The 20,992-nt window shown below is 60.6% G+C and carries 16 protein-coding genes; 7 read left to right on the top strand and 9 right to left on the bottom strand.

The window, feature by feature from the left end; translation table 11 throughout:
* Positions 1-36 precede the first annotated feature (36 nt).
* The 6 genes from CFII64_RS18860 (at position 37) to CFII64_RS18835 (ending at position 7,704) form a co-directional block, all read left to right on the top strand.
* A complete protein-coding gene (locus CFII64_RS18860; protein ID WP_020292421.1) occupies positions 37-1,980 on the top strand; it encodes a TRAP transporter large permease subunit in 1,944 nt (647 codons plus the stop codon).
* A gap of 9 nt (positions 1,981-1,989) precedes the next feature.
* The gene (locus CFII64_RS18855) at positions 1,990-3,033 is read left to right on the top strand and encodes a LacI family DNA-binding transcriptional regulator (protein WP_020292420.1); all 1,044 of its coding nucleotides are present in this window, start codon (positions 1,990-1,992) and stop codon (positions 3,031-3,033) included.
* Between the two features lie 14 nt (positions 3,034-3,047).
* Positions 3,048-4,076, top strand: coding sequence for a D-isomer specific 2-hydroxyacid dehydrogenase family protein (locus tag CFII64_RS18850; protein ID WP_020292419.1), 1,029 nt, complete (start codon positions 3,048-3,050; stop codon positions 4,074-4,076).
* Positions 4,069-4,896 (top strand): amidohydrolase, encoded by an 828-nt coding sequence (locus tag CFII64_RS18845; RefSeq protein WP_020292418.1) that lies wholly within the window; start codon positions 4,069-4,071, stop codon positions 4,894-4,896. The genes CFII64_RS18850 and CFII64_RS18845 overlap by 8 nt, the downstream gene beginning before the upstream one ends.
* A gap of 75 nt (positions 4,897-4,971) precedes the next feature.
* A complete protein-coding gene (locus CFII64_RS18840) occupies positions 4,972-5,760 on the top strand; it encodes a hypothetical protein (protein WP_020292417.1) in 789 nt (262 codons plus the stop codon).
* A 423-nt stretch (positions 5,761-6,183) separates the two neighbouring features.
* Complete coding sequence (locus CFII64_RS18835; RefSeq protein ID WP_044901503.1) at positions 6,184-7,704, top strand: sensor domain-containing diguanylate cyclase; 1,521 nt, start codon at positions 6,184-6,186, stop codon at positions 7,702-7,704.
* Positions 7,705-7,800: 96 nt separating this feature from the next.
* On the opposite strand, the gene CFII64_RS18830 is transcribed toward CFII64_RS18835, so the two are convergent.
* Positions 7,801-8,463 (bottom strand): NADPH-dependent F420 reductase, encoded by a 663-nt coding sequence (locus CFII64_RS18830; RefSeq protein ID WP_020292415.1) that lies wholly within the window; start codon positions 8,461-8,463, stop codon positions 7,801-7,803.
* 134 nt (positions 8,464-8,597) lie between these two features.
* Positions 8,598-9,452, bottom strand: a complete 855-nt coding sequence (locus CFII64_RS18825; protein WP_020292414.1) for an AraC family transcriptional regulator — start codon at positions 9,450-9,452, stop codon at positions 8,598-8,600.
* A gap of 293 nt (positions 9,453-9,745) precedes the next feature.
* Between CFII64_RS18825 and CFII64_RS18820 the strand changes: the two genes are divergently transcribed.
* A complete protein-coding gene (locus tag CFII64_RS18820) occupies positions 9,746-10,555 on the top strand; it encodes an alpha/beta fold hydrolase (protein ID WP_020292413.1) in 810 nt (269 codons plus the stop codon).
* On the opposite strand, the gene CFII64_RS18815 is transcribed toward CFII64_RS18820, so the two are convergent.
* The 7 genes from CFII64_RS18815 to CFII64_RS18785 form a co-directional block, all read right to left on the bottom strand.
* Complete coding sequence (locus CFII64_RS18815) at positions 10,548-11,909, bottom strand: MFS transporter (protein WP_020292412.1); 1,362 nt, start codon at positions 11,907-11,909, stop codon at positions 10,548-10,550. The two genes, CFII64_RS18820 and CFII64_RS18815, sit on opposite strands and share 8 nt — an antisense overlap.
* A gap of 115 nt (positions 11,910-12,024) precedes the next feature.
* Complete coding sequence (locus CFII64_RS18810) at positions 12,025-12,828, bottom strand: enoyl-CoA hydratase/isomerase family protein (RefSeq protein WP_020292411.1); 804 nt, start codon at positions 12,826-12,828, stop codon at positions 12,025-12,027.
* 19 nt (positions 12,829-12,847) lie between these two features.
* A complete protein-coding gene (locus CFII64_RS18805; RefSeq protein ID WP_020292410.1) occupies positions 12,848-14,386 on the bottom strand; it encodes an AMP-binding protein in 1,539 nt (512 codons plus the stop codon).
* A complete protein-coding gene (locus tag CFII64_RS18800; protein WP_020292409.1) occupies positions 14,386-14,892 on the bottom strand; it encodes a (2Fe-2S)-binding protein in 507 nt (168 codons plus the stop codon). Before CFII64_RS18800 ends, CFII64_RS18805 begins: the two co-directional genes overlap by 1 nt.
* Before the next feature lie 2 nt (positions 14,893-14,894).
* Positions 14,895-15,701 carry a xanthine dehydrogenase family protein subunit M gene (locus CFII64_RS18795; RefSeq protein WP_020292408.1) on the bottom strand — a complete coding sequence of 269 codons (807 nt, stop codon included), beginning with the start codon at positions 15,699-15,701 and terminating at the stop codon, positions 14,895-14,897.
* Complete coding sequence (locus CFII64_RS18790) at positions 15,698-18,694, bottom strand: molybdopterin cofactor-binding domain-containing protein (protein WP_020292407.1); 2,997 nt, start codon at positions 18,692-18,694, stop codon at positions 15,698-15,700. Before CFII64_RS18790 ends, CFII64_RS18795 begins: the two co-directional genes overlap by 4 nt.
* Before the next feature lie 195 nt (positions 18,695-18,889).
* Positions 18,890-20,947: a pyridoxamine 5'-phosphate oxidase family protein gene (locus CFII64_RS18785; RefSeq protein WP_020292406.1), complete on the bottom strand. Its 2,058-nt coding sequence runs from the start codon at positions 20,945-20,947 to the stop codon at positions 18,890-18,892.
* Between the last annotated feature and the right edge of the window lie 45 nt (positions 20,948-20,992).

Raw genomic sequence — 20,992 nt, 5'->3', positions numbered from 1 at the left:
CGCAGCTATCGACAATAACAATCAGAGATACCCGTGATGAACCCATCCTTGAGCGTCACCGCTGCAGCGGATCAACCTGGGCAGGAAAGCCCGCTGGACGCTGCGGGCCTGCTCGTACCCACTCAGGAGTGGGGATTCAATAACCGGGCGGCCAGCGGTCGACTGCTCGCCACGCTGTGCACCTTCACCGAACGTCTCTGCGCCGTGGTGTTGGCGGTGGACGTGGCGGTGGTGTTCGCCTCGGTGATTCTGCGTTACTTCGTCCACCAGCCAGTGGATTGGGCAGAGGAGGTCGCACGTGGCTTGATGGTCATGCTGGTGTTCCTCGGCGGTGCCACGGTGCTCGCCCGAGGCAAGCACGTGCATGTCGATTTCTTTCGCGCCTTGTTGCCCGCTGGCTGGCAGCAAGTCGCGTTGCAGATCGGCGGCTGGGCGGTCGCGGGAACAGCGGCGGGGCTGGCATTCTCTTCCTGGTTGCTGCTTGAGGACTCGGCCAATGTTTCCACGCCGATGGGGCTGCCGCAGTGGCTGAATGTGTTGCCGGTGTTCGTCGGCGCGCTGCTGATGACCGTCGTCGGCGTTGCCAATGCCGTCAATGGCGCAACGCGCAGTACATGGTTGAGCCTGTTGGGTTGCATTGTCGTCAGCGCCGCCGTCTGGGGCTGGAACAGCCAATTTGAAGCCTTCGCCCTGCAACCCTGGACGCTGCTGCTGTTGGGCTTCGTCGGCGGATTGCTGGTCGGCGTGCCAATCGCCTTTGTTTTGGCCATGTGCGCGCTGTTGTATTTCATGGGCGACCCGTCGTTGCCGATGGTCATCTACTCCCAGCAAGTCATGGCGGGCATGGATCACTTCGTGTTGCTGGCGATTCCGTTCTTCGTCCTGGCAGGGCTGGTGATGGAGGTCAACGGGATGTCCGCACGCCTGATCGAGTTGCTCGTCAGGGTCTTTGGACGCGTGCGCGGCTCGATGAACCTGATCACTATTCTGGCGACGGCGTTCTTTTCCGGCGTGTCCGGCTCGAAGCTGGCGGATATCGCAGCCGTGGGCGGCATCGTCGTTCCCGCCGTGCGCCGCACGCGTCAGGATCCAAACGAAACCGCAGCCGTCTTGGCGGCCTCCGGGGTGATGGCAGAAACCATTCCACCGTGCATCAACATGATCATCATGGGCTTTGTCGCCAATATCTCCATTGGTGGGCTGTTCCTGGCCGGGATCGTGCCTGCTGTGGTGCTGGCCATGGGCTTGGCGACCCTGGCGGTGATCTTCGGGCGCAAGGTGGATCCCAACGAAGCGTTTCCCCTGCGTACGCCGTTGCTACGGCTGATGGGCGGCGCGCTGGTGGCGCTGATCATGGTGGCAATGATCGGCAAGGGCGTGACGTCCGGTGTCGCGACCTCCACTGAAGTGTCGGCCTTCGCCGTGGTCTACGCGCTGCTGGTCGGTGGCGTGACCTTCCGCGAGCTGACGCCTCGGGCAATTGTCGCGCTGTTCGTGCGTTCGGCAGCGATGGCCGCCGGCATTCTGTTCATTATTGCTGCTGCGTCCAGCGTGGCGTTCGCGCTGACAATCCTGCAGATACCGGCGATCATCTCCGATTTCATGCTCGCATTGGCACATGACTATGGTCCGCTGGCGTTTCTCTTCGCGTCGGTCATCATCATGGTGGTCTTCGGCGCGGTGCTCGAAGGCGCGCCCGCGCTGATCATTTTCGGCCCGTTGCTGGTGCCGATTGCGGTTCAAGTGGGTATTCATCCGTTGCACTTCGGGACCGTGTCAGTGATTGCCATGGGCCTGGGGCTGTTTTCACCGCCGTTCGGCCTGGGATTGTTCGCCACCTGTGCGATGACCGGGACCAAGGTCGAAGACGTGTCGCGGCGCATGCTCAAGTACTTGCTCTTGTTGGCGATGATGTTGGTTCTGATTGTTCTGGTGCCCTCGATTTCGTTGTGGCTGCCACGCACTTTTAATATGGGTTAAGGCAAAAAGATGGCAACGATTCATGATGTAGCAGCCTTGGCAGGCGTATCGGTCAGTTCGGTATCCAACGTCCTGAGCGGCCGAACCGACAAGTTGGGCGCAGAAACCTATCGCCGGGTCGAGGCGGCGATCAGCACCCTGAATTACCGGCCCAACCGGGCGGCGCGACAGCTCAAGACCGGCCATACACCGATGCTTGGCCTGCTGGTCCCGTCGACCGCCAACCCCATGTACGGGCAACTGGCCCTGAAAATCGAAGCCGCTGCGCAGGAGCGTTACGGCTACCGCCTGTTGTTGGCCAATACCCATCGTGACAAGCAGCACGAAGCACGGATGTTCGAAGACTTGCTTTCGTTTGGCGTGCAGTCAGTGATTGTGGTCTCGTCGATGGATGACGAGCGCCACCTTGAAGATGCGGTTTCGCGGGGGCTGGCGGTGGTCAGCTATGACCGCAGCATTGACCTGGCAGAGCATTCCCAGGTCGATCATATTTCGCCGGATAATTTTCGGGCCGGTTATATCGCCGCCGATCATTTGATTGCTCATGGGCATTCGCGCCTGGCATTTCTGGTTCCCGGCGGCAAAACCGTGAGTCGTTCCAATAAAATTGCCGGTTTCTTCAAGCGGGTCGCCGAGGCGGGATTGCAGGACAGCAGCGAAGTGATCGAAGGCCAGGTGGCCGAGATTTTCGGCGATTCCGAGCTGGCCAGCCTGGGCTTTGCCATGGCCAGCCAGATCAAGGCCATGCGCCCGATGCCCACTGGCATTGTCACTGTCAACGACCTGCTCGCCATCGGCCTGATGTCAGGCTTGCATCAAGCCGGCCTGCGCGTGCCACAGGATATTTCGGTGGTGGGCATGGACGGCTTGTCCATCGCGTCGTTCACCAACCCCGGCCTGACCTCGGTAGCGATGCCGGTCGATGCAATGGCCGATGCCATGGTTCAACGCGTGGTGGAGCGCTCCCGCCAGATGGAGCAAACCCCGGTCAACCTGATTTTCCAACCCGACCTGGTGTGCCGGCAGTCGGTAGCCGCTCCGGCCAATTCGTAAAGGGACTGAATGACATGACCACGATATTCCTGACGCACTCACCGCAAACCCTGGAAAACTATTACAGCAAGCGTGCACTTGACCAGCTGCGCGAGTGCGCGACGGTCAAGCTCAATACGTCGCGCCACCTGTTGCAGATTGATGAACTGGTTGAGGCGGCGCAAGGGTGCCAGATCATTGTGTCCAGCCGCGAAACGGCTGCGCCCGCCCAGTTGTTCGAACAGTTGCCGGGCCTGGCGGCGTTTTGTCGGGTGGCGGTGGATATCCGCAACATCGACGTCGCGGCCGCGAGTGCCCATGGCGTTCTGGTGACCCGTGCCACCCCCGGTTTCGATACTTCCGTGAGTGAATGGGTCATGGGCGTGATGATCGATCTGAGTCGCGGCATCAGTCGCGCCGCCGCGAGTTATTGGCAAGGCAAGATTCCCGCAGTCACCATGGGCCGGGAACTGCGTGGCTCGACCCTGGGCATCGTCGGCTACGGTTTCATCGGCAGGAAACTGGCAACCATGGCGCGGGCTTTTGACATGAATGTGCTGGTCTGCGATCCGTTTGTCTCGGCTCATGAACCGGGGATCAGACAGGCGTCGTTCGAAGAGGTGATAGCTGCCTCGGACTACGTCGTCTGCCTGGCGCCGGCCACCGCTGAAACTGCGAACCTGTTCGGTCGCAGGGCATTCCAGACCATGCAACCCCACGCCTTTTTCATCAATGCATCCCGTGGCGAACTGGTCGACGAGCAAGCGCTGGTCGCTGCCCTCGACCAGCAGGTCATTGCCGGTTGCGCGCTGGATGTCGGCCGCGCCGAAGATCAGATGCCCACGCCGGCAATCGCCGCTCACCCGAAAGTCATCGCCAATCCGCACATCGGCGGCCTGACCCCCGAGGCCAGCGAGCACCAGGCAATGGACACCGTTCGCCAGGTCCAGGCCCTGCTGGGCGGCAAAGTCCCGGCCGATGCAGTCAACCTTGAACACGCCAGCCGGGCCTCGCGCCTGTTCGGCGTTCGAAGCAACCCAAGTGTGGAGCTGTCCCATGAGTGAATCTGCTTTGAGCCCGATGCCGGGCGCTTGCGATTGCCACGTGCATATTTACGAGCCCGAACGTTTTACCCTGACGCAACGTATCGCTCGCGCGAGCTGGAGTGATTACCAGCAGGTGCAACGGCGCCTGGGTCTGGAGCGTGCGTTACTGGTCCAGGCTAACGGTTACGGCTTCGATATGGGTTGCCTGCTTGATGCCTTGGCACAAGCGGGGGACGCGGCGCGCGGGATTGCTGTGATTGCGCCTGATACCAGCGACGAAACCCTGGCCAGACTCCACCGCGCAGGCGTGCGTGGCGTGCGCTTCATGCTGATTCCCGATGCCCAGGGCGCTTTGGGTTGGGACGCGCTGGAGCCGATATCCGCGCGGATCGCCGAGCTGGGTTGGGTGATCAACCTTCAGGTTGACGGTCGACAGTTGCCCGACTTCGAGGCGCGTATCCGTGCATTGCCAAGCCTGGTGAGCATCGACCACACCGGCAAGTTTCTCGAACCGGTCGGCATTGACCACACGGGATTCAAAAGCCTGTTGAGCCTGCTGGATTCGGGCAAGGTCTGGGTCAAAGTGTCCGCGCCCTACGAGACGTCGAAATCAGGGCCACCCCATTACCAAGACGTGAGCGTGCTGGCGCGGACCCTAGTGCAAGCATTTCCTGAGCGCTGTCTTTGGGCGAGCAATTGGCCGCATCCGGGCCGCAGTCCCGCGCCTGATGACCTGGCCATGCTGGATTTGCTCAGCGAGTGGGCCCTTGATGACAGCGTTCGCCGGCGAATTCTGGTGGACAATCCAGCGCGATTGTATGGATTCAAACCGGTGTAACTCAGCAATGGGTCAGGCAGACAGCGCTTGAAAGCTATAGGATCTTGCGCACCTATAGCTTTGACGTACCTCTTAATGACTGCCTTTTACCTCAAGTTATTCATCACCCCGGCGCTGATGCTGGCCATCTCGCTGGCCGCCAAGCGCTGGGGCACGCAAATCGGCGGACTGCTATCCGGACTGCCCATCACCTCGGCTTTGGTCATGCTGTTTCTCAGCCTGGAGCAGGGCGCGCAATTTGCGTTGGCGGCAGTACCGGGTGCACTGGCCGGGCTGGCGGCGATCCAGGCGACTTATCTGTTTTACCTCCTGCTGACCCTGAGAGTTTCCACGTTTACTGGATGCATAACCGCCTTGGCGTTTTATGCCGCAATTGCCTTATTGATGAGCCGTTTGGGGCTGCTGGCACTTTCAATCACTGCAACGCTGCTGCTGGTCATCCTGATAATAGTCGCCACCTCCAAACAAACGCAGGCCAGCGCTGCGCCCTATGTCCCGGTGCCACGTTGGGTCATCCCCATGCGCATGTTGACGGCCACATTGCTGCTATTGGCTATCACCACAAGCGCAACGTGGCTCGGGCCTGTATTCAGCGGTTTGCTGGCGCCGATCCCGGTGATCGCCTGGCCTCTGGCGGTGTTCGCCCACGTCCAGGGCGGACGCCACGAATTGAGTGCAATCGTACGCGGCAACGCCATTGGCGCTGTTGGCGTAGTCGGGTTTTACCTGACCCTCAAACACGCGATTTTGCAGTGGGGCGTGGTTCCGTCCATCACTGCCGCCGTGGTGCTGGCTGTCGTGACGACTTTTGTGCTTGCGAGGGTGTTGAACAGACGGTCATCAAGGCGCGGCAATCAAGCCTGAAGAAATGACTTCAGCTCAATTGCCGGAGCAAGGCTGGCCCAAGAACCGGGCGCCTCGGTCGGCCTTTTTGTGGGAGAGGACTTGTCCTCGAGAGGTAGCCAACGACCGCGAACTGCCTGATCCCACTGCGTTGCTACAAACACCGCTATCGAGGACAAGTCCTCTCCCACAGGGTGTACGAGTAGTCATTCTTCGCGGGCAAGCCCCGCTCCAGAATCAGGGCGGTGATTAGCGCTTCGTGATGGGCTCCTGCTCTGCATCTCGCGCATCGCATGTCTTTTCAATTAATGGGCGACAGTAGTTTTAATAATTTTCAGCAACGGACCGCTACAGGTAACGTAATATGCTCGCGCTCTCACCTGGCTGCGGCCGGGTAACAGGCTCGGTTCAACTTGGATGTAGAACTTTCCGTCAGGTGCGCACTTGAAAAATGGTATCCGTCTTGCTGTCACTCTCGTTTCTGTCGTTTGTTTCTCCCTGGCGTTACTGACGGCGTGGACGGTATGGACGTCCAGAGCGCGCGTGCTGAATGAGGTAAAAGTCAATAGCCTTAACCTGACCCAGGCTTTGGATACCTATTCCGAGAGTGTCATCAAACAGAGTTCGATGCTATTGCTTGGCCTGGTAGAGCGCTTGGAGAACGAAGAAGTCGATGTGGCGCAAATCGAACGCATTCGCAAGTTGGTGAGCGAACAACAATATCTGCTGGCCCAGATTAATGGCATTACTATTTACGGCCGGAGCGGCGAATGGCTCATGGCATCCAGCGGCGAAGAAAAGGGCGCGTTTGCCAATAGCGGTGATCGGGCGTTTTTCATCCATCATCAAAACGACCCTTCAAGGGAGGCTTTTATCGGTCCGCCCATTCGCAGCCGCTCTACGCATAACTGGGTAATTACTGTCAGCAGGCGCATTGACAATCGACAAGGCCAGTTCGCAGGCGTAGTGGCAGTTACTCTGGGGATCAGAAACTTCCTGGATTTGTTCGGAAAAATCGACGTAGGGCAAGACGGTGCCATCGGGCTGACTTATACGGATGGCCAGATGCTGGTGCGTTATCCATTTAGAGAGCAGGACATGGAGCGCAACTTCTCCACCTCGCCGTTATATACGCAGTACCTGGTTGATCGCTCGGTCGGAACTGCATCTTATGTTTCCAGTCTCGATGGTGTAGCGCGGCTCTATGCATTCCGTCGAAATGAAAGTCTGCCGCTGGTGACGACTGTGGCAATTGGAAAGAACGAGGCACTGACTGCATGGCGGAGCGAGTCTCTGCTTTCAGCGGGAGTGGTTTTGGTCTTGTTGTTTGCGGTAAGCGGCATCGGTTGGCTTTTGATTAAAGATATTAAACGCAGGATCGAGGCTGAAGCTGATTTGGTGGATGCCCGTGAGGCGCTTCTTGAAATCAACAAACAACTTAAAGTACTTGCCTCCAAGGACCAACTGACAGGCATCGCCAACCGCAGAACCTTTGACGAAACCTTGGCCTCCGAATCCCATCGTGCTCACCGTGAAGGCAGCATGCTTGCGTTGTTGATGATTGATATCGATTATTTCAAACGCTTTAATGATACTTACGGGCATGTCGCCGGTGATGAGTGCATCAAGGCAGTAAGCGAGGCAATCAGGGGTTGCCTGAAGCGCACTTCGGATTTCGTCGCACGTTATGGCGGCGAAGAACTGGCGGTCATCCTGCCCAATACGGATGCTTCAGGCGCCGTTACTGTTGCAGAGCATATTTTGCAGACGCTAGCGGGGCTAAATATCCCGCATGCTGAAAGTCAGTTCGCAAGAGTTACGGCCAGTATTGGTGTGGCGTCGATGCCGGGGGCGCAGCTTCCGGGTCGACAACTTGAATTGATCGAAGCAGCAGACCAGGCCCTGTATAGAGCCAAGGCCGCCGGTCGCAATCAGTTGATGGTTGATACTGCTTACGGGGCGTAATAAAAGCTTCGGGCCCGGCGTAGAGCGTTATTACACCCATCTACCTGCTGCGTGGTTTCGCCGGGACTTTGCTCCTGAAAGATTATTGTCCGCTCTTCAGTGGCGCCATGATCCGTGGGGCAATTCGACCTGCCGCTGGGCTGCAGCCAGCGCGACCTTCAGGCCCTCCTTATCCAGCGGGATGCAGTAGGCGGGTTTAGCGCGTTCGAATCGCCAGCTTTCATCCAGACTACCCGCGTCGACTGAGTCGAAGCCAATGTCGTCCAGCAACTTGATCACCAGCGCCTTCGCCGCCGGATCATCCGCGGCCACCGGCAGTGCGCGTCGATCGGGCGCCGCTGTCGGGCGCGAGTGCTGCAGCAGGTCATCGGCGAGGATCGCATTGAACACCTTGACCACCCGGGAGTGGGGCAGGTGCTCGGCGAGCAGGCGGCTGGTGGTGCTTTCGAAGCGGTCGAGAGCGGCGATATGCCCGTCGCGGTCGGGGTAGTAGTTGTTGGCGTCCAGCACGATTTTGCCGTTTAGCCAGTCGGCGGGAATGCTTTTGTACTGCTCAAAGGGAATGGCCAGAAGTACAACTTCGCCAAAGTTTGCTGCGTCCTCGATAGTGCCAGCCTGACTGCCAGGAAGGTCACTGACCACGCTGCTCAGCGTCTGTGGCCCACGTGAATTGCTGAGCATCGCCTCGTGCCCGGCGGCGATAACCAATTGCGCCACTGCCCGCCCGATGAAGCCTGCTCCAATAATTCCGATGTGCATGTCATTGCTCCGTTGTTGGTAAGGAGCAGCGATGATGATTGCCCACCCGGCATGGATAAATAGTCACCGGTTACTGAGTCTCTCTACCAGCAGTGGTGAATGCCCAATCTTGCAGGGTAACGGGCGAAGGCCGATCAACTTTTGGCGTAGCTGTCCACCACGCGCTGGTACTGGCTCGGTGAAGCGCCGATGTGCTGGCGAAAGAAGCGCGTGAAATGGCCTTGCTCAGAGAACCCGAGACTGTCCGACAGCAGCCCGAGGGTGCCGCTGCGCTCGCGCTCCAGCCAGGTGAACGCGCGGCGCATGCGGGCGTCGTTGACCATCAGCGTCGGGGTCATGCCGGTGTCTTTCTTGAACAGCGCGAAGAAGTGCGCTCTGGACAAGCCACTGGCACGCGCCGCGTTGTCGATCAGGTCGGGTTCTTCAAGATGTTCGAGCAAGTAAGCCGTGCCACGGCGAATGCGTGCATCGCGAAATTCGCCATGGCTCGGCGCACCCTGGCGCCATAGTTGCCGCCACTGGGAAAAGTCTTCGATCAGCTGGATCAGGAAATCGAACAGCAGGAACTCGATGCGCTCCTTGGGCACCAACCCGTAGCCGTGCATCTCGGCAATCAGGATGTCGGCCAGGGTGCGGATCTGCAGTGACAGGTCAATGCATGGCTGCGGGAAGAAGTCCGGGCGTGCACTCAGCGCCAGGGATTGCTGGGCGGTGGCCAGCCATGCCGGTTCGATGTACAGCGCCAGAATCAGGGTATTGCCGGCCCCGGGTTGCGGGTCATAGAAGTGCGGCTCCCAGGCATTGACCAGCACTGCGCTGCGGTCGGCCAACGGGACTCGGCGTCCATTGACGTTGAAAAAGGTGTCTTCCCCGGAAACCTTGACCAACACGTGGCATTCGGAATGGGTGTGAGTCACCAAGGCCCGATCCATGTTGAGCAACGCAACACGGCCAAACTTGCCGTGAAACACTCGTTGGGCAATCGACATTGGGTAACTCCCTCGCTCGCTTGCAGCGGCTGTTATTTTGCGACTGCACCGCAGGAGTAGGGCAGTCGTTGTGCTGTTTGGTATGGCGTTGTCTTGTGCAGCTCTATTAGTGCAGATCGACAGCGCGGCCAGGGGTTCAATATCCCGTAGACCAAGGCCGACGTCCAGATCGATTTGGTTGGCAGGACGATCTTCTGCTCAATGGCCTGCACATCCTGAAGTTGCATGCCGGCTCACCTGACCCAAAGCGACTGCGGTAATCTTCATCTCTCGTTTTCAGTGTCAGTCCTCTCATGTCTTGTGAATCCATTACCTGCATCGGCCGCCTCGCACTTGGCGACATCAACCTTGAATACCGGCACTTGCCGGGAATCCCTGGCGGACGACCCACCCTGGTGCTGCTGCACGAAGGCTTGGGTTGCGCCGCTCAGTGGCGCGATTTTCCCGAGCGTTTGCGCAGCGCCACCGGTTGCGGCGTGCTGGTTTACAGTCGCCAGGGCTATGGCCGATCCAGTCCGGTGACGCGGCCTCGCGGCCTTGACTATCTGAGTCATGACGGTCCGGCGGAACTGGCCTGTCTGCTGGATGCGCTGGCGCTGCACGATGTGGTGTTGCTGGGCCACAGCGATGGAGCGTCCATTGTGTTGTATTACGCCGCGCTCAATGATCCCCGCGTGCGGGGCAGCATCGCGCTGGCGCCCCACGTGCTGGTCGAAGCGCAGACCCTCGCGGGCGTGCGCCAGACCACGGCGCTGTGGCAGGCGGGCTCGTTGCGCGAGCCACTGACGCGTCACCACGGTGACAACGCAACGGCTGCATTCCATGGCTGGAGCGACAACTGGCTGCACCCGGATTTCACTCTTGAACCGCTGGTGGCACGGCTCAAGGAGATTGCCCGGCCCTTGCTGGTCATCCAGGGCCGTGACGATCAATACGCCACGGCCGAGCAATTGGCGATCATCGAACGTCACGTGGGCGCAGCGGGTTGTTGCGTGCTGTTGGACGATTGCCAGCACTTTCCCCAGCGCGAAGCCACTGAACAGACCTTGCAGCTGATCAGCGACTTCGTTCTGGCCTTGCCGGATTGGCCAGCCCTCAATTGAAGTTGCCCTTGGTTTCCGGCACCACGAGGCTGCCGACCAGATAGATCAGCGATAGCACCACAGCGAAAATCGCCAGTACCTGAGGAATCTGCGCCGGGCTGCTGCTGGCCAGAGAAACGAAGGTCGGCATAGTCCCGCCCAGGGCGAAGCCGATATTCCACGACAGCCCGGTGCCGCTGGCGCGCAGCTCGGTTGCGAAGCGTTCGTTGAGGAAGATCAGGATCGGCGCAATGATCGCCCCGCCCATGAAGGCGATCCCTGCGCAATACAGCCCGGTTCGCAGCAGCGAGCCGGGTTCGGCGACGTGCAGAAACATCAGCGGCAGGCAGACCAGATTGAGCACGCCCAGGACAATGAAGGTCTTTTTGCGACCTATCAAGTCGCTGACATAGCCGAACACGAGTGAGCCGACGATGGTGCTCAGGGAGCCGTACATCAACAGTTGCGAGGTTTCCGTGTGGGGCACTTTGGCGACTACGTTGAGCAGCGTCGGCAAGTAACCGCAGGCCAGGTAATAAGTGGCGCCGCCACCAAACGTGATCAACAGGTTGATGAGCATGACCTTGCGGTATTCCAGGCCGAACAGGCGTTTGAGCGGCGACTGTGTCGGTTTCGCCGGGGCGTTCTTACGCGTTTCCTGCAATTGGCGCCATACCGGCGTTTCTTCCAGATAGCGAAACATCAGCAGGCCGAAGACGGTGCTGATCAACCCGCAGAAAAACATGCAGCGCCAGCCCCATACGTCGAACTCGGCACCCGGAAAGACTTCGGAAAGCACCAGGTACGCGAACGACGCCAGCAATGAACCCATGCCTGCACCGGCCCCGCCGATCAGGCCGGACATCAGACCCCGGTAACGCGGCGAGATGGATTCGGTGCCAATGGTATGAGTCGAGGCCACGATGCCGCCGACGAAAATGCCCTGGACGATGCGCAGGATCAGAAACAGCACCGGCGCTATAACGCCCACTTGAGCCAGGGTCGGCAGCACGCCGAACAGCGCTGTGGAAATACCGACGCCCACCATCGACACCATCAGCGCGCGCTTGCGCCCGTGCTTGTCCGCATAGGCACCAAAAATCGCCGAACCCAGCGGTCGCACCAGCAGCGCCACGGCAAAGGAGGCATAGACGGCGGCCAGAGAAAGGGTTGGCGTGTCCGATGGGAAAAACAGTCGGCCAATGATGGGTGCCACGTACAGCAGGATAAACAGGTCAAACAGGTCCAGCGCCCAGCCGAAGGTGGAAGCGAAGCCGGCCAGCAACGCCTTGCGTGCGGGCAGATAACCCGCGGCGGGCGCATCCTGCGGTGAGGCGCTTGAGTGTGTAGGAGGGCTGGTATCGATTGTTGCCATGACAGTGACTCCGATTTTTATAGTTATCAGGGAGAAACATACTCAAACATGCACTGACAAACGACGGTGGTGCAGGAGCCTCGCTGCTGCACCAGTATCGCCTGCGCCGGATCGGTCATTCGCCCTTGAACACGGCTGCTCGCTTAGCGTGAAACGCCTCGACGCCTTCCTTGAAATCCAGGGAGCTGCGCAGGCGGCTGTAGCAATGGCCTTCCATCTCGATGGCCACGGTCAGCGGCGAGTTTTCGTTGTCGTTGATCAGGCGCTTGGCGGTGCGCTGGGCCAGGGGCGAGAAGCGACACAGTTCCTCCACCAGGGCGTCCACCGTGTTTTCCAGCTCGTTATCCGGGACGCATTCAGTGGCGATACCCCAGTTGTAGGCCTGTTGCCCGCTGATGCGCTTGGCACGCATGACCATGTGTTTGGTGCGGGTGATACCGATCATTTTCTGCAGGCGGGCAGAGCCGCCCGAACCGGGAATCTGCCCCAGGTTCTGTTCCGGCAGTGCATAGCGGGTGGTCTCCGAGGCGACGCGGAAATCACAGGCCAGGGACAGCTCGAAACCCACGCCAAAGGTGTAGCCGCGATTGGCGACAATCACCGGTTTCTCACAGCGGGCAGGTGCTGCAACGTTCCAGGCCAGCTTGGAGACATGCTCCGGCGAGGCCTCCAGGAAACCCTTGATGTCACCGCCGCTGGAGAAGTGCTCGCCCTCGGCGCGCAGGACGATCACCCGGACTTGCGGATGTTCGTCGAGGGCCTCGAATACCTGGCGCAGCGCATCGCGCTGTGGCATGGCGATCACGTTCAGCGGTGGGCGGTTGAGAATGATGTCGGCGCGCTGCCGGGCGGTGTCGACCACAACCTGGAAGCCGTCGAATTCGGTGTCGAGAAATTGCTGGATCGATTGCAGTTGCATGTGAATGTCCTCCTGGGGATTAGCACGCGGTCTTCAAGGTTTTTGCCTGATGCTCTTCGAGCAGCACGCGACGCAACACCTTGCCGACTGGCGATTTCGGGATTTGATCGATGAACTGGTAATGACGCGGACGCTTGAATTTGGCCAGGCCCGAGGCGATGCAATGAGCATCGAGTTCGGCATGACTGACATCGCTGCGCAGTTTGATAAAGGCGGCGATGATCTTGCCCCACTGCTCGTCCGGCAGGCCGACCACCACCACCTCTTCAACGGCGGGGTGCAGCGACAGCAGGCTTTCGATTTCCACCGGGCTGACATTTTCGCCGCCGGTGATGATCAGGTCGTCGACCCGGCCGGTGACGAACAGGTCGCCGTCTGCATCGAAGTAGCCAATATCACCGGTGAAATACCAGCCATCGTGCAGCGCCTTGGCGGTGGCCTCCGGGCGATTGAGGTAGCCCTCGAACGCCTCGTCACTGGCCAGGTCGGCAATGATCTGGCCTTCTTCACCCTGGCGGGTCGCAATGCTTGGGTCAGTGCTATCCATCGGCACGATGCGGATGCGCTGATTGAGCGCGCCCCGACCTGATGAACCCGGTTTGTGATGGGCGTGCTGGTCGATGGTGAAGGTGTAGATTTCCGAACAGCCGTAATGATTGACGAACAACTCCGGCTCGAACGCTTGCTCGACACGTTTCATCAACCCGTCACTCATGGGCGCACCGGCAAAACCGATTTTTTTCACGCTGGCGACTCGTTCCTTGCGAAAGCCAGGATGCTCGATGAGCATGTGATACAGGGTCGGCACCAGGTACAGGTTGCTGACCTGCTGCTGCTCGATGGCTTGCAGGGTCGCCTCCACATCGAAGCGCGGCACACAGACGAAATGTCCGTCGATCAACGCCATGGACAGCAGCGAGCGCACGCCCATGGTGTGATACAGGGGCATTACGCCCAGCGTGCATTCGTCATGCCGGTACAGATTCTGCGCGACATGGGCTACGGCGGCCGCGCGCTCGGCACGGTGGCGGCGGGGCACGCCCTTGGGTTTGCTGGTGGTCCCGGAGGTATACAGCAGCAGGGAAAAATCCTCGGCCGTTGCGCGCAGGATGGTAGACGCCGGGGCTTCGGCGCACAGCTCCTCAAAGCTCAGGTCATCCGCTGCCACACGCTCGCCACTGGCGATACGGGGTAGCCCGTTGGCGCTGGGGCAGGCCGCCAATGCCGCAGCGGTGGCGTCGTCATAGGCGATAGCCTTGACTTGCGCATCGGCGATGCAATGGGCCAGTTCTTCGCCGGTGGAGCGCCAGTTCAGCGGAGTCACGACGATCCCGGAGAATTGGCAAGCCCAGTGCAAGGTTGCCATCTGCCAGCGGTTTTGCATCGCCACCAGCATCCGGTCGCCACGTTTCAGGCCCAGGCGTTCCAGGCCGTGGGCGGCGCGTTGAATGTCGTTGAACCACTGCTGGTAAGTTTTTTTCAGGGCTGCATCGCTGACCGCCACCGCATCGGGACGGCGTTCGACGGCAGCGAGGAAGCTGCGTCCGAGATCGAACATTATTGTTTTACCTCCTGGTTCGTTTGACGTTGTGATGCCACTTCAAGGACAGCCCGGACCATGCCGGTATAACCGGTGCAACGGCACAGATGCCCGGAGAGCATGTCGCGCACCTGGGTTTCATCCGGGGCGGGTACCCGTTCCAGGAAGTCCACGCAGGACATGAGAATGCCCGCCGTGCAAAAGCCGCATTGCAGGGCGTGATGACGACGGAATGCCTGCTGCAGATCACTGAGCACATCGTCCTCGGCCAGTGATTCCACGGTGTCGATGCGTCGCTCATGGCTCTGCACCGCCAGCATCAGGCACGAACGCATGGCCACGCCGTCCACCAGCACCGTGCAGGCGCCGCAGACGCCATGTTCGCAGCCGACATGCACGCCGGTGGCGCCCAGATCGTGGCGCAGGAAATCACACAGCTGGGTACGCGGTTCGGTGCTTGCCTGGCGGTCGCGACCATTGAGTTTCAGGTTGACGAGAAAAGCTTGGTCGGCATTGACGCGCATGATCAGACTCCTTCAATGAGGCGCTGCCCCAGTTCGCGAACCAGCTGGCGGCGATAGGCGGCGCTGGCGTGTACATCGTCCTGGGCGTCCAGCGACCAGGCCACTTCGTTCAACGCATCCTTGAGCGTGGCGTCACGGGCGAGACGTCGATGCTGCGGGCGGTCACTGACGCCCCCGATGCCGAACTCCACCTGTTCTTCCCCAATGGCTGCCGCAAGGGCGACCATGGCGAAGTCGCCGTGACGCATGGCGATTTCCTGGAAGCGGTAGGTAATGCCTTCACGCTTGAGGGGGAAGCGCACCTCGACTACCAGCTCGTCCGCACGCTTGTCGGTGGTCAGGATGCCCTGGAAGAAATCCCCGGCTTTGACGCTGCGCTGGCCTTTTTTCGATTGCAGAACGATTTCCCCGCCCAGGGTGACCAGGCACAGCGGCAATTCGGCGCTGGGGTCGGCGTGGGCGACGGAGCCGCACACCGTGCCGCGATTGCGGGTCTGGAAATGCCCGATCCACGGCATGGCCAGGGCCAGCAGCGGCACTTCATCGTTCAATGACGGGCGCTCCAGCAATTGCGCCTGGCGTATCGCCGCGCCGACTGCCAGGCAATCCTGGCGCCGCTCGATGAAATTCAGGTCGGGCACATGGTTGATGTCGATCAGCAGCTTTGGCTGGGCCAGGCGCATGTTCAGCACCGCCATCAATGACTGGCCGCCAGCAATGATCCGGGCCTCCTGGCCATATTCGGCGAGCAGGTCGAGCACCTCGCGACGGCTGCTGGCGCGTACGTAATCGAACGAGGCCGGTTTCATTGCGCACCTCCCTTGCCCAGCAGCGCGGCGACGGTGGCTTTCAGGCGTGTCCACCAATTGTCGCTGATTGCCTGGCCAGTAACCCGCTGGGACAGGCGGGTGAATATCTGCCCGATGATGACTTTCGAAGCACCTTGCAGCATGCGTCCGCCTACCGCTGCGACCTTGCCGCTGACCGATACCTGATAATGGTATTCCAGGCGTGTATGACCATTTTCCAGTTCGACGAAACGCACTTTGGCGTGGCCGATGGCCGAGCCCATCGAACTGTTGCCCGAGCCGGACAGACGCAGGGCGTGCGGCGGGTCCAGATCACTGAGGGCGACCTTGGCTTCGAAACGGGCGCGGATCATGCCCACCCCGACTGTGACATCGGCGCTGTAGCGGTTTTCGCCTTCCAGTTCCAGTGCATGGCAACCGGGGATGATCGCTTTGAGGGTTTGCGGATCCAGCAGGGTGTCGAACACCTGCTGCGGCGTGGCTGGAATCACCACTGAATCGCTGGCGCGCAGGGCTGAGCCACCGGCAGGTTCGGCCGGGAAACTGTCGTCCTGTTGCATGCCGGCGGGCCGTGGCGGCTCATCGATGCCGATGAGGGTGCGAACCCGTGACGGCGTCAGCGGCAAACGGATGTCGTCACGACTCAACGCATCGGCGACGGCATTGGCGATGCACACCGGCGTGCTCATGTTGTTGCCTTCGCCAACCCCCTTGGCCCCCAACGGGGTGAAAGGAGAGGGCGTTTCCATGTGCAGGATCAGCGGCTCGATGACTTCCGGGGCGGTGGGCACCAGATAGTCGGCGAAGGTGCCGGACAGGAAGCTGCCATCGGCGCCATAGGCGAACTCTTCCATCAACGCAGCGCCCAGGCCTTGGGTAAATCCGCCACGAATCTGGCCGTCCACCAAATCCGGGTTGAGCATGCGTCCGGCGTCGTGACTGGTGACGTAGCGATCAATATGAATGGCGCCGGTGACCGGATCGATTTCCAGGGCGCAGATATCGAAGACAAAGCCGTAGCACAGCGAGCTGTTGACCAGGTCCGCATCATCTGGCGCGGTCAGCTGCGGCGGCGACCAGAAGGCTGTTTCACGCATGCCGCCGGACTCGCCCTCGGGCAGCAAGCCTGGCGCCCAGTGCGCCGCACCGGCAATCCGGTGAAAGGGCGCGGATGGACCGTCCGCCACGAAGATTTTGCCACCGGCAAAGCGCACGTCCCCGGCGTCAACCTTGAGCTGCACTGCGGCGAGCCTGGCCAGACGATCACGAATCTTGATCGCCGCCTGATACACCACGCCGGCAACGGCCCCGGCAAAGCGACTGGAATAGTTACCCGAGGCAATCGACCAGGCGTCTTTCTGGGTATCAAGCTCGACGTTGACGATGATCGATTCCAGGGTCACGCCCAGCACTTCAGCCACCACTTGCGCGACGGCGGTCTGATGACCCTGGCCTTGAGGCGTGGAAGACACATGCACCGTCACGTCGCCCAGCGGCCCGACCGTGATGGTGGCGGTGCTCACCGCGCCGTTTTTCGGACCGGCTTTGCCGCGCTCTTCGACGGTCATGGCGGTGGTGATATAGCCCATGTTGGAAATCGACGGTTCGACCACAGCGGCATAACCAATGCCGTAGATCCGGCCTTCGGCGCGCGCCTTGTCGCGGCGCTGGATCAGTTCGCCCAGCCCGCCATCGTTGACCGCCAGGGCGATGCCCGCCTGGTAATCACCGGAATCCAGTAAAGCGCCGGCGGCGGCCCGGTAGGGGAAGGCGTCGGCAGGCACCAGATTGCGGCGAATGACTTCCAGAGGATCGAGCTTGAGCTGCACGGCGATGTGCTGCATCAGCCGCTCCAGGGCGAAATACACTTGCGGCCCACCGAAACCACGGTTCAAGCCGGTGGGCGTCTTGTTGGTCAGTACCACCCGGTTGCGCACCAGCAGATTGCGTATGGCGTAGGCCCCGGTGAGATTGCCGTGCATGCGATAGAACGTGGCCGGCTCCGGGGCGCGCAGGTAGGCTCCGCAGTCGTCAATCTGGTCATAGCGCAACGCCATCACCCGGCCATCGGCGTCCACCGCTGCTTCGATTTCAGTGACGCGGTTGGTGGCCGATGACGCGCCCTGCAAGTGTTCCAGGCGATCTTCGACCCATTTCACCGGCGCGCCGACCTTGCGTGCCGCCAGGCCCATCATCACCACATAGGGAAACACGCCTTGCTTGATGCCAAAGCTGCCGCCGGAGTCCTTGGGGGTGCGCAGGCGCAGGCGATTGCCGGGCACGTTCAACGCCCGCGCCATGACCGTATGCAGCGCGTACGGCCCCTGGAAATTGGCCATCACGTCGTACACGCCTGTGGTCCGCTCAAATTGCGCGAGGACCACATAACATTCGATGGGCGTGCAGGAACTGCGCGGGTACTGAACCTTCAGCGCGATCCGATGGGTTGCGGACTCGAAAGCCTGCTCGGGCTCGCCGTAGCGAAAATGCCGTTCATTGACAACGTTGCTGCCGACCGCTTCGTGGAGCAACGGCGCCTGTTCACGGGTCGCTGCCTCCGGATCGATGATCGGCGGCAGCGGCTCATAGTCAACGCGTACCGCTTCGATAGCGTCTTCGGCCAGATAACGATTTTCGGCAATCACCACCGCAACCGGCTCGCCGACGTAGCGCACCTTGTCGACCGCAATGCACCAATGCTCCATGGGTTGGCGCACGCCCACCGGAAACGGCAGCGCCCAACGTTTGACGTCGGCGCCGACCAATACGCCGTGCACACCTTGCATGGTCAGGGCTTTGGCGAAATCGATGGCGGTGATACGCGCATGGGCATGGGGCGAACGCACGATTGCCGCATGCAAGGTGCCGGGCGGGATAGCCGCATCATCGGCGAATCGACCCAAACCGCGCAGCAGGGCGGCGTCTTCGACACGTGCTTGCCGCGCACCGATATGGCCGGTGTTGGCGTGGGTATCAGGCAAATGACTGTTCATGTTTCGGGCTCTTGTTTTTATGCATCGCAGTCGTTGAACGTGCGATTGCTTTAGAGCCGAGTGTGAACAATGGGACCGAACAATGCCTTGCCTTGGCTGACGGAGTTCCGCGCAGGAGTCGGAAAATTTGCCCTGGAGTCTGATTAATCGTCAGCGCGGACTTCGTCAGCGGCAAGTCAAAGCGTTATTTCCTCCCTAGAGATCCAGGACCAAAGGCTGGATGCCGCTTTCGCTTTCGGCAGGCACTGCGCAGCAGATCAGCACCATGTCGTCTTCGGGCATTTCTGCCGGTGGGTTGGGATAGTGGACCTGACCGCTGATCCGCCGCGTTCTGCAGGTGCCGCACGACCCGCCGCGACAGCTGAAATCAGGGTTCAGGCCACGGCTTTCCGCCAGTTCCAGCAAACTGCCGTCTTGCGGGGTCCAGCGCGCTTCCTTGGCGGAAGTCGCGAAGTAAACCGGCACCGGCGAGCTGGCGGGTGGCGGCTGAATCAGCGCTGGACGCTGTGTATCGCCGTGGCGCTGTAGTGTCGAGGGTCCAAAAGCTTCGGCATGGATGCGCAGGTCCGGGATCTTCAGGCTGCGCAAGCCGTCGTACATGTCTTGAGTGAAACTTGCCGGGCCGCACAGGTAGAAGTCGTAATCGTCGAGCGGCAGGTTGGCCTTGATGTGCTTGAGGGTCAGGCGTCCCGGTATCTCGAAATCCACGCCCGGCTGTGTATTCTCGCCTGCGCTGCTCAGCGCGCGCCACAGGTGCAGCAGGCCCGAGGCCCGCTGCTTGAGTTGCTGGAGCTCGCTCTGAAAAGGCAGGTCGTGCAGGGTTTTGCCACCTTGAAACAGGTAGACGGGCTGACTCCGTTGCTGTTTGTCGATCTGCGCCACCAACTCCCGTGCCATGGATAACAGCGGGGTAATGCCTACGCCCGCGCCAATCAGCACGGCGGGCCGTTCGCTGTCAGTCTTCAGGGTAAAACTGCCCAGTGGATGGCGAATGTCCAGAACGTCGCCGACGTGCAGCTGCTCATGCAAATAGCGCGAAGCTGGGCCCTGAGCCTTGACGCTGAAACGCAGATAGTTATCGGAAGGAGCGCTGGACACGCTGTAGGTCCTGATCAGTACGTCACTGCCATTTGGCTGCAGGCGAACCGGTATGTGTTGCCCAGGCAGAAAGGCCACCGCCGCGCCATCCAGTGGCTCGATATACAGCGAACGGATGTCCATGGCTTCCTGTTCAACGCGCACCACGCGCCATTGATGCCATTGCCGACGTCGCTCGATGTCCCGCAGGCGCTGGTCGGCATCGGCCCAGGTCCCGGTCATCAGGCTGGTGGGTGAAAACTCCTCAAACTGCCACCGCAGCGACACCGCCTGCGGGCGATGCACGACCTGCTCCACATCGAAGGTCCACAGGCGCTCGGCGCCCTCGAAAGCGTTGATCATTGGACTCTCCAGGATCAACTCGGTCCGTCCGCTGAGCTGCAGCACGTCGCCGGTGCTGAAGTCGACGAACAGCAAACCTGCTTGGGGGTTGAGCTGCAGATTGCCCAAGGTATTGAAGTGCAGGTTGCCGGCGTAGTCGGGAATGATCAGACGATTGCCTTGCACCTTGATGAATCCGGGCCTGCCGCCGCGATGTGAAACGTCGACCGAGCGCTGCTGGTCGTCGTGCACCACGTAGCTGGCGACGAAGAAGGTGTCGGCGTTGTCGATCATCGCGACAGCGTGCGGGTCCAGCAAAGTCAGGTCCTGGCGTCGCGGCTTGGCCGCCATCTCACTTGAAACTCGCGCATAGGTACGACGCTGGATGTACTGCGGGCAGTTGCCGAATGCATGTTCGACGGCGATTTCCAGCTGTCGCTCTGAGGCCTGGGTGATTATCCCGTTGATACGGTTTCTGCGCCGCGTGTGCAGCTCGATGCCGAGCATGCCGATGGCATCGCCGGCTCGCAGCCCGGGCGCGGCCGGGTCTTGCGAGTCTGGCGCAATATCGAGCGTCAGGTGCTTCGGGTCGGGAGAGGAGACAAAGCCTTCCGGGCCCTCAAGCAGCGTTGCCCAGGGACGATTCTCGGCGTCCACCGCGCCCACGATCATGAACGGCAGTTGGTGATAGAAATCCCGGTGCTGATCGGGGAGGTAGTCGCGGATGAACTTCTGGCCAGCGGCCTCCATGCGTTCCGATGCGCCGATTTTTTGTTGCAGCGCGCGCTCACCGGCATGCCAGGGCGAACGGCGGTGTTTCGGGAGGGTTTCCATGAGCGGGTACTCCTTGTGGCTGCCGGAGCATGCCGGCAGCCTTGG

This window comes from Pseudomonas sp. CFII64 (assembly GCF_000416235.1).
In the GTDB taxonomy this organism is placed as follows: domain Bacteria; phylum Pseudomonadota; class Gammaproteobacteria; order Pseudomonadales; family Pseudomonadaceae; genus Aquipseudomonas.
The sequence above is the reverse complement of the archived record's forward strand: the minus strand, read 5'-3'. Positions and strand labels throughout refer to the sequence as shown.

Coding starts and splice junctions, on each gene's coding strand:
- CFII64_RS18860 (WP_020292421.1), top strand. CDS start 37: ATGAACCCATCCTTGAGCGTCACCGCTGCAGCGGATCAACCTGGGCAG.
- CFII64_RS18855 (WP_020292420.1), top strand. CDS start 1,990: ATGGCAACGATTCATGATGTAGCAGCCTTGGCAGGCGTATCGGTCAGT.
- CFII64_RS18850 (WP_020292419.1), top strand. CDS start 3,048: ATGACCACGATATTCCTGACGCACTCACCGCAAACCCTGGAAAACTAT.
- CFII64_RS18845 (WP_020292418.1), top strand. CDS start 4,069: ATGAGTGAATCTGCTTTGAGCCCGATGCCGGGCGCTTGCGATTGCCAC.
- CFII64_RS18840 (WP_020292417.1), top strand. CDS start 4,972: ATGACTGCCTTTTACCTCAAGTTATTCATCACCCCGGCGCTGATGCTG.
- CFII64_RS18830 (WP_020292415.1), bottom strand. CDS start 8,463: ATGCACATCGGAATTATTGGAGCAGGCTTCATCGGGCGGGCAGTGGCG.
- CFII64_RS18825 (WP_020292414.1), bottom strand. CDS start 9,452: ATGTCGATTGCCCAACGAGTGTTTCACGGCAAGTTTGGCCGTGTTGCG.
- CFII64_RS18820 (WP_020292413.1), top strand. CDS start 9,746: ATGTCTTGTGAATCCATTACCTGCATCGGCCGCCTCGCACTTGGCGAC.
- CFII64_RS18815 (WP_020292412.1), bottom strand. CDS start 11,909: ATGGCAACAATCGATACCAGCCCTCCTACACACTCAAGCGCCTCACCG.
- CFII64_RS18810 (WP_020292411.1), bottom strand. CDS start 12,828: ATGCAACTGCAATCGATCCAGCAATTTCTCGACACCGAATTCGACGGC.
- CFII64_RS18805 (WP_020292410.1), bottom strand. CDS start 14,386: ATGTTCGATCTCGGACGCAGCTTCCTCGCTGCCGTCGAACGCCGTCCC.
- CFII64_RS18800 (WP_020292409.1), bottom strand. CDS start 14,892: ATGCGCGTCAATGCCGACCAAGCTTTTCTCGTCAACCTGAAACTCAAT.
- CFII64_RS18795 (WP_020292408.1), bottom strand. CDS start 15,701: ATGAAACCGGCCTCGTTCGATTACGTACGCGCCAGCAGCCGTCGCGAG.
- CFII64_RS18790 (WP_020292407.1), bottom strand. CDS start 18,694: ATGAACAGTCATTTGCCTGATACCCACGCCAACACCGGCCATATCGGT.
- CFII64_RS18785 (WP_020292406.1), bottom strand. CDS start 20,947: ATGGAAACCCTCCCGAAACACCGCCGTTCGCCCTGGCATGCCGGTGAG.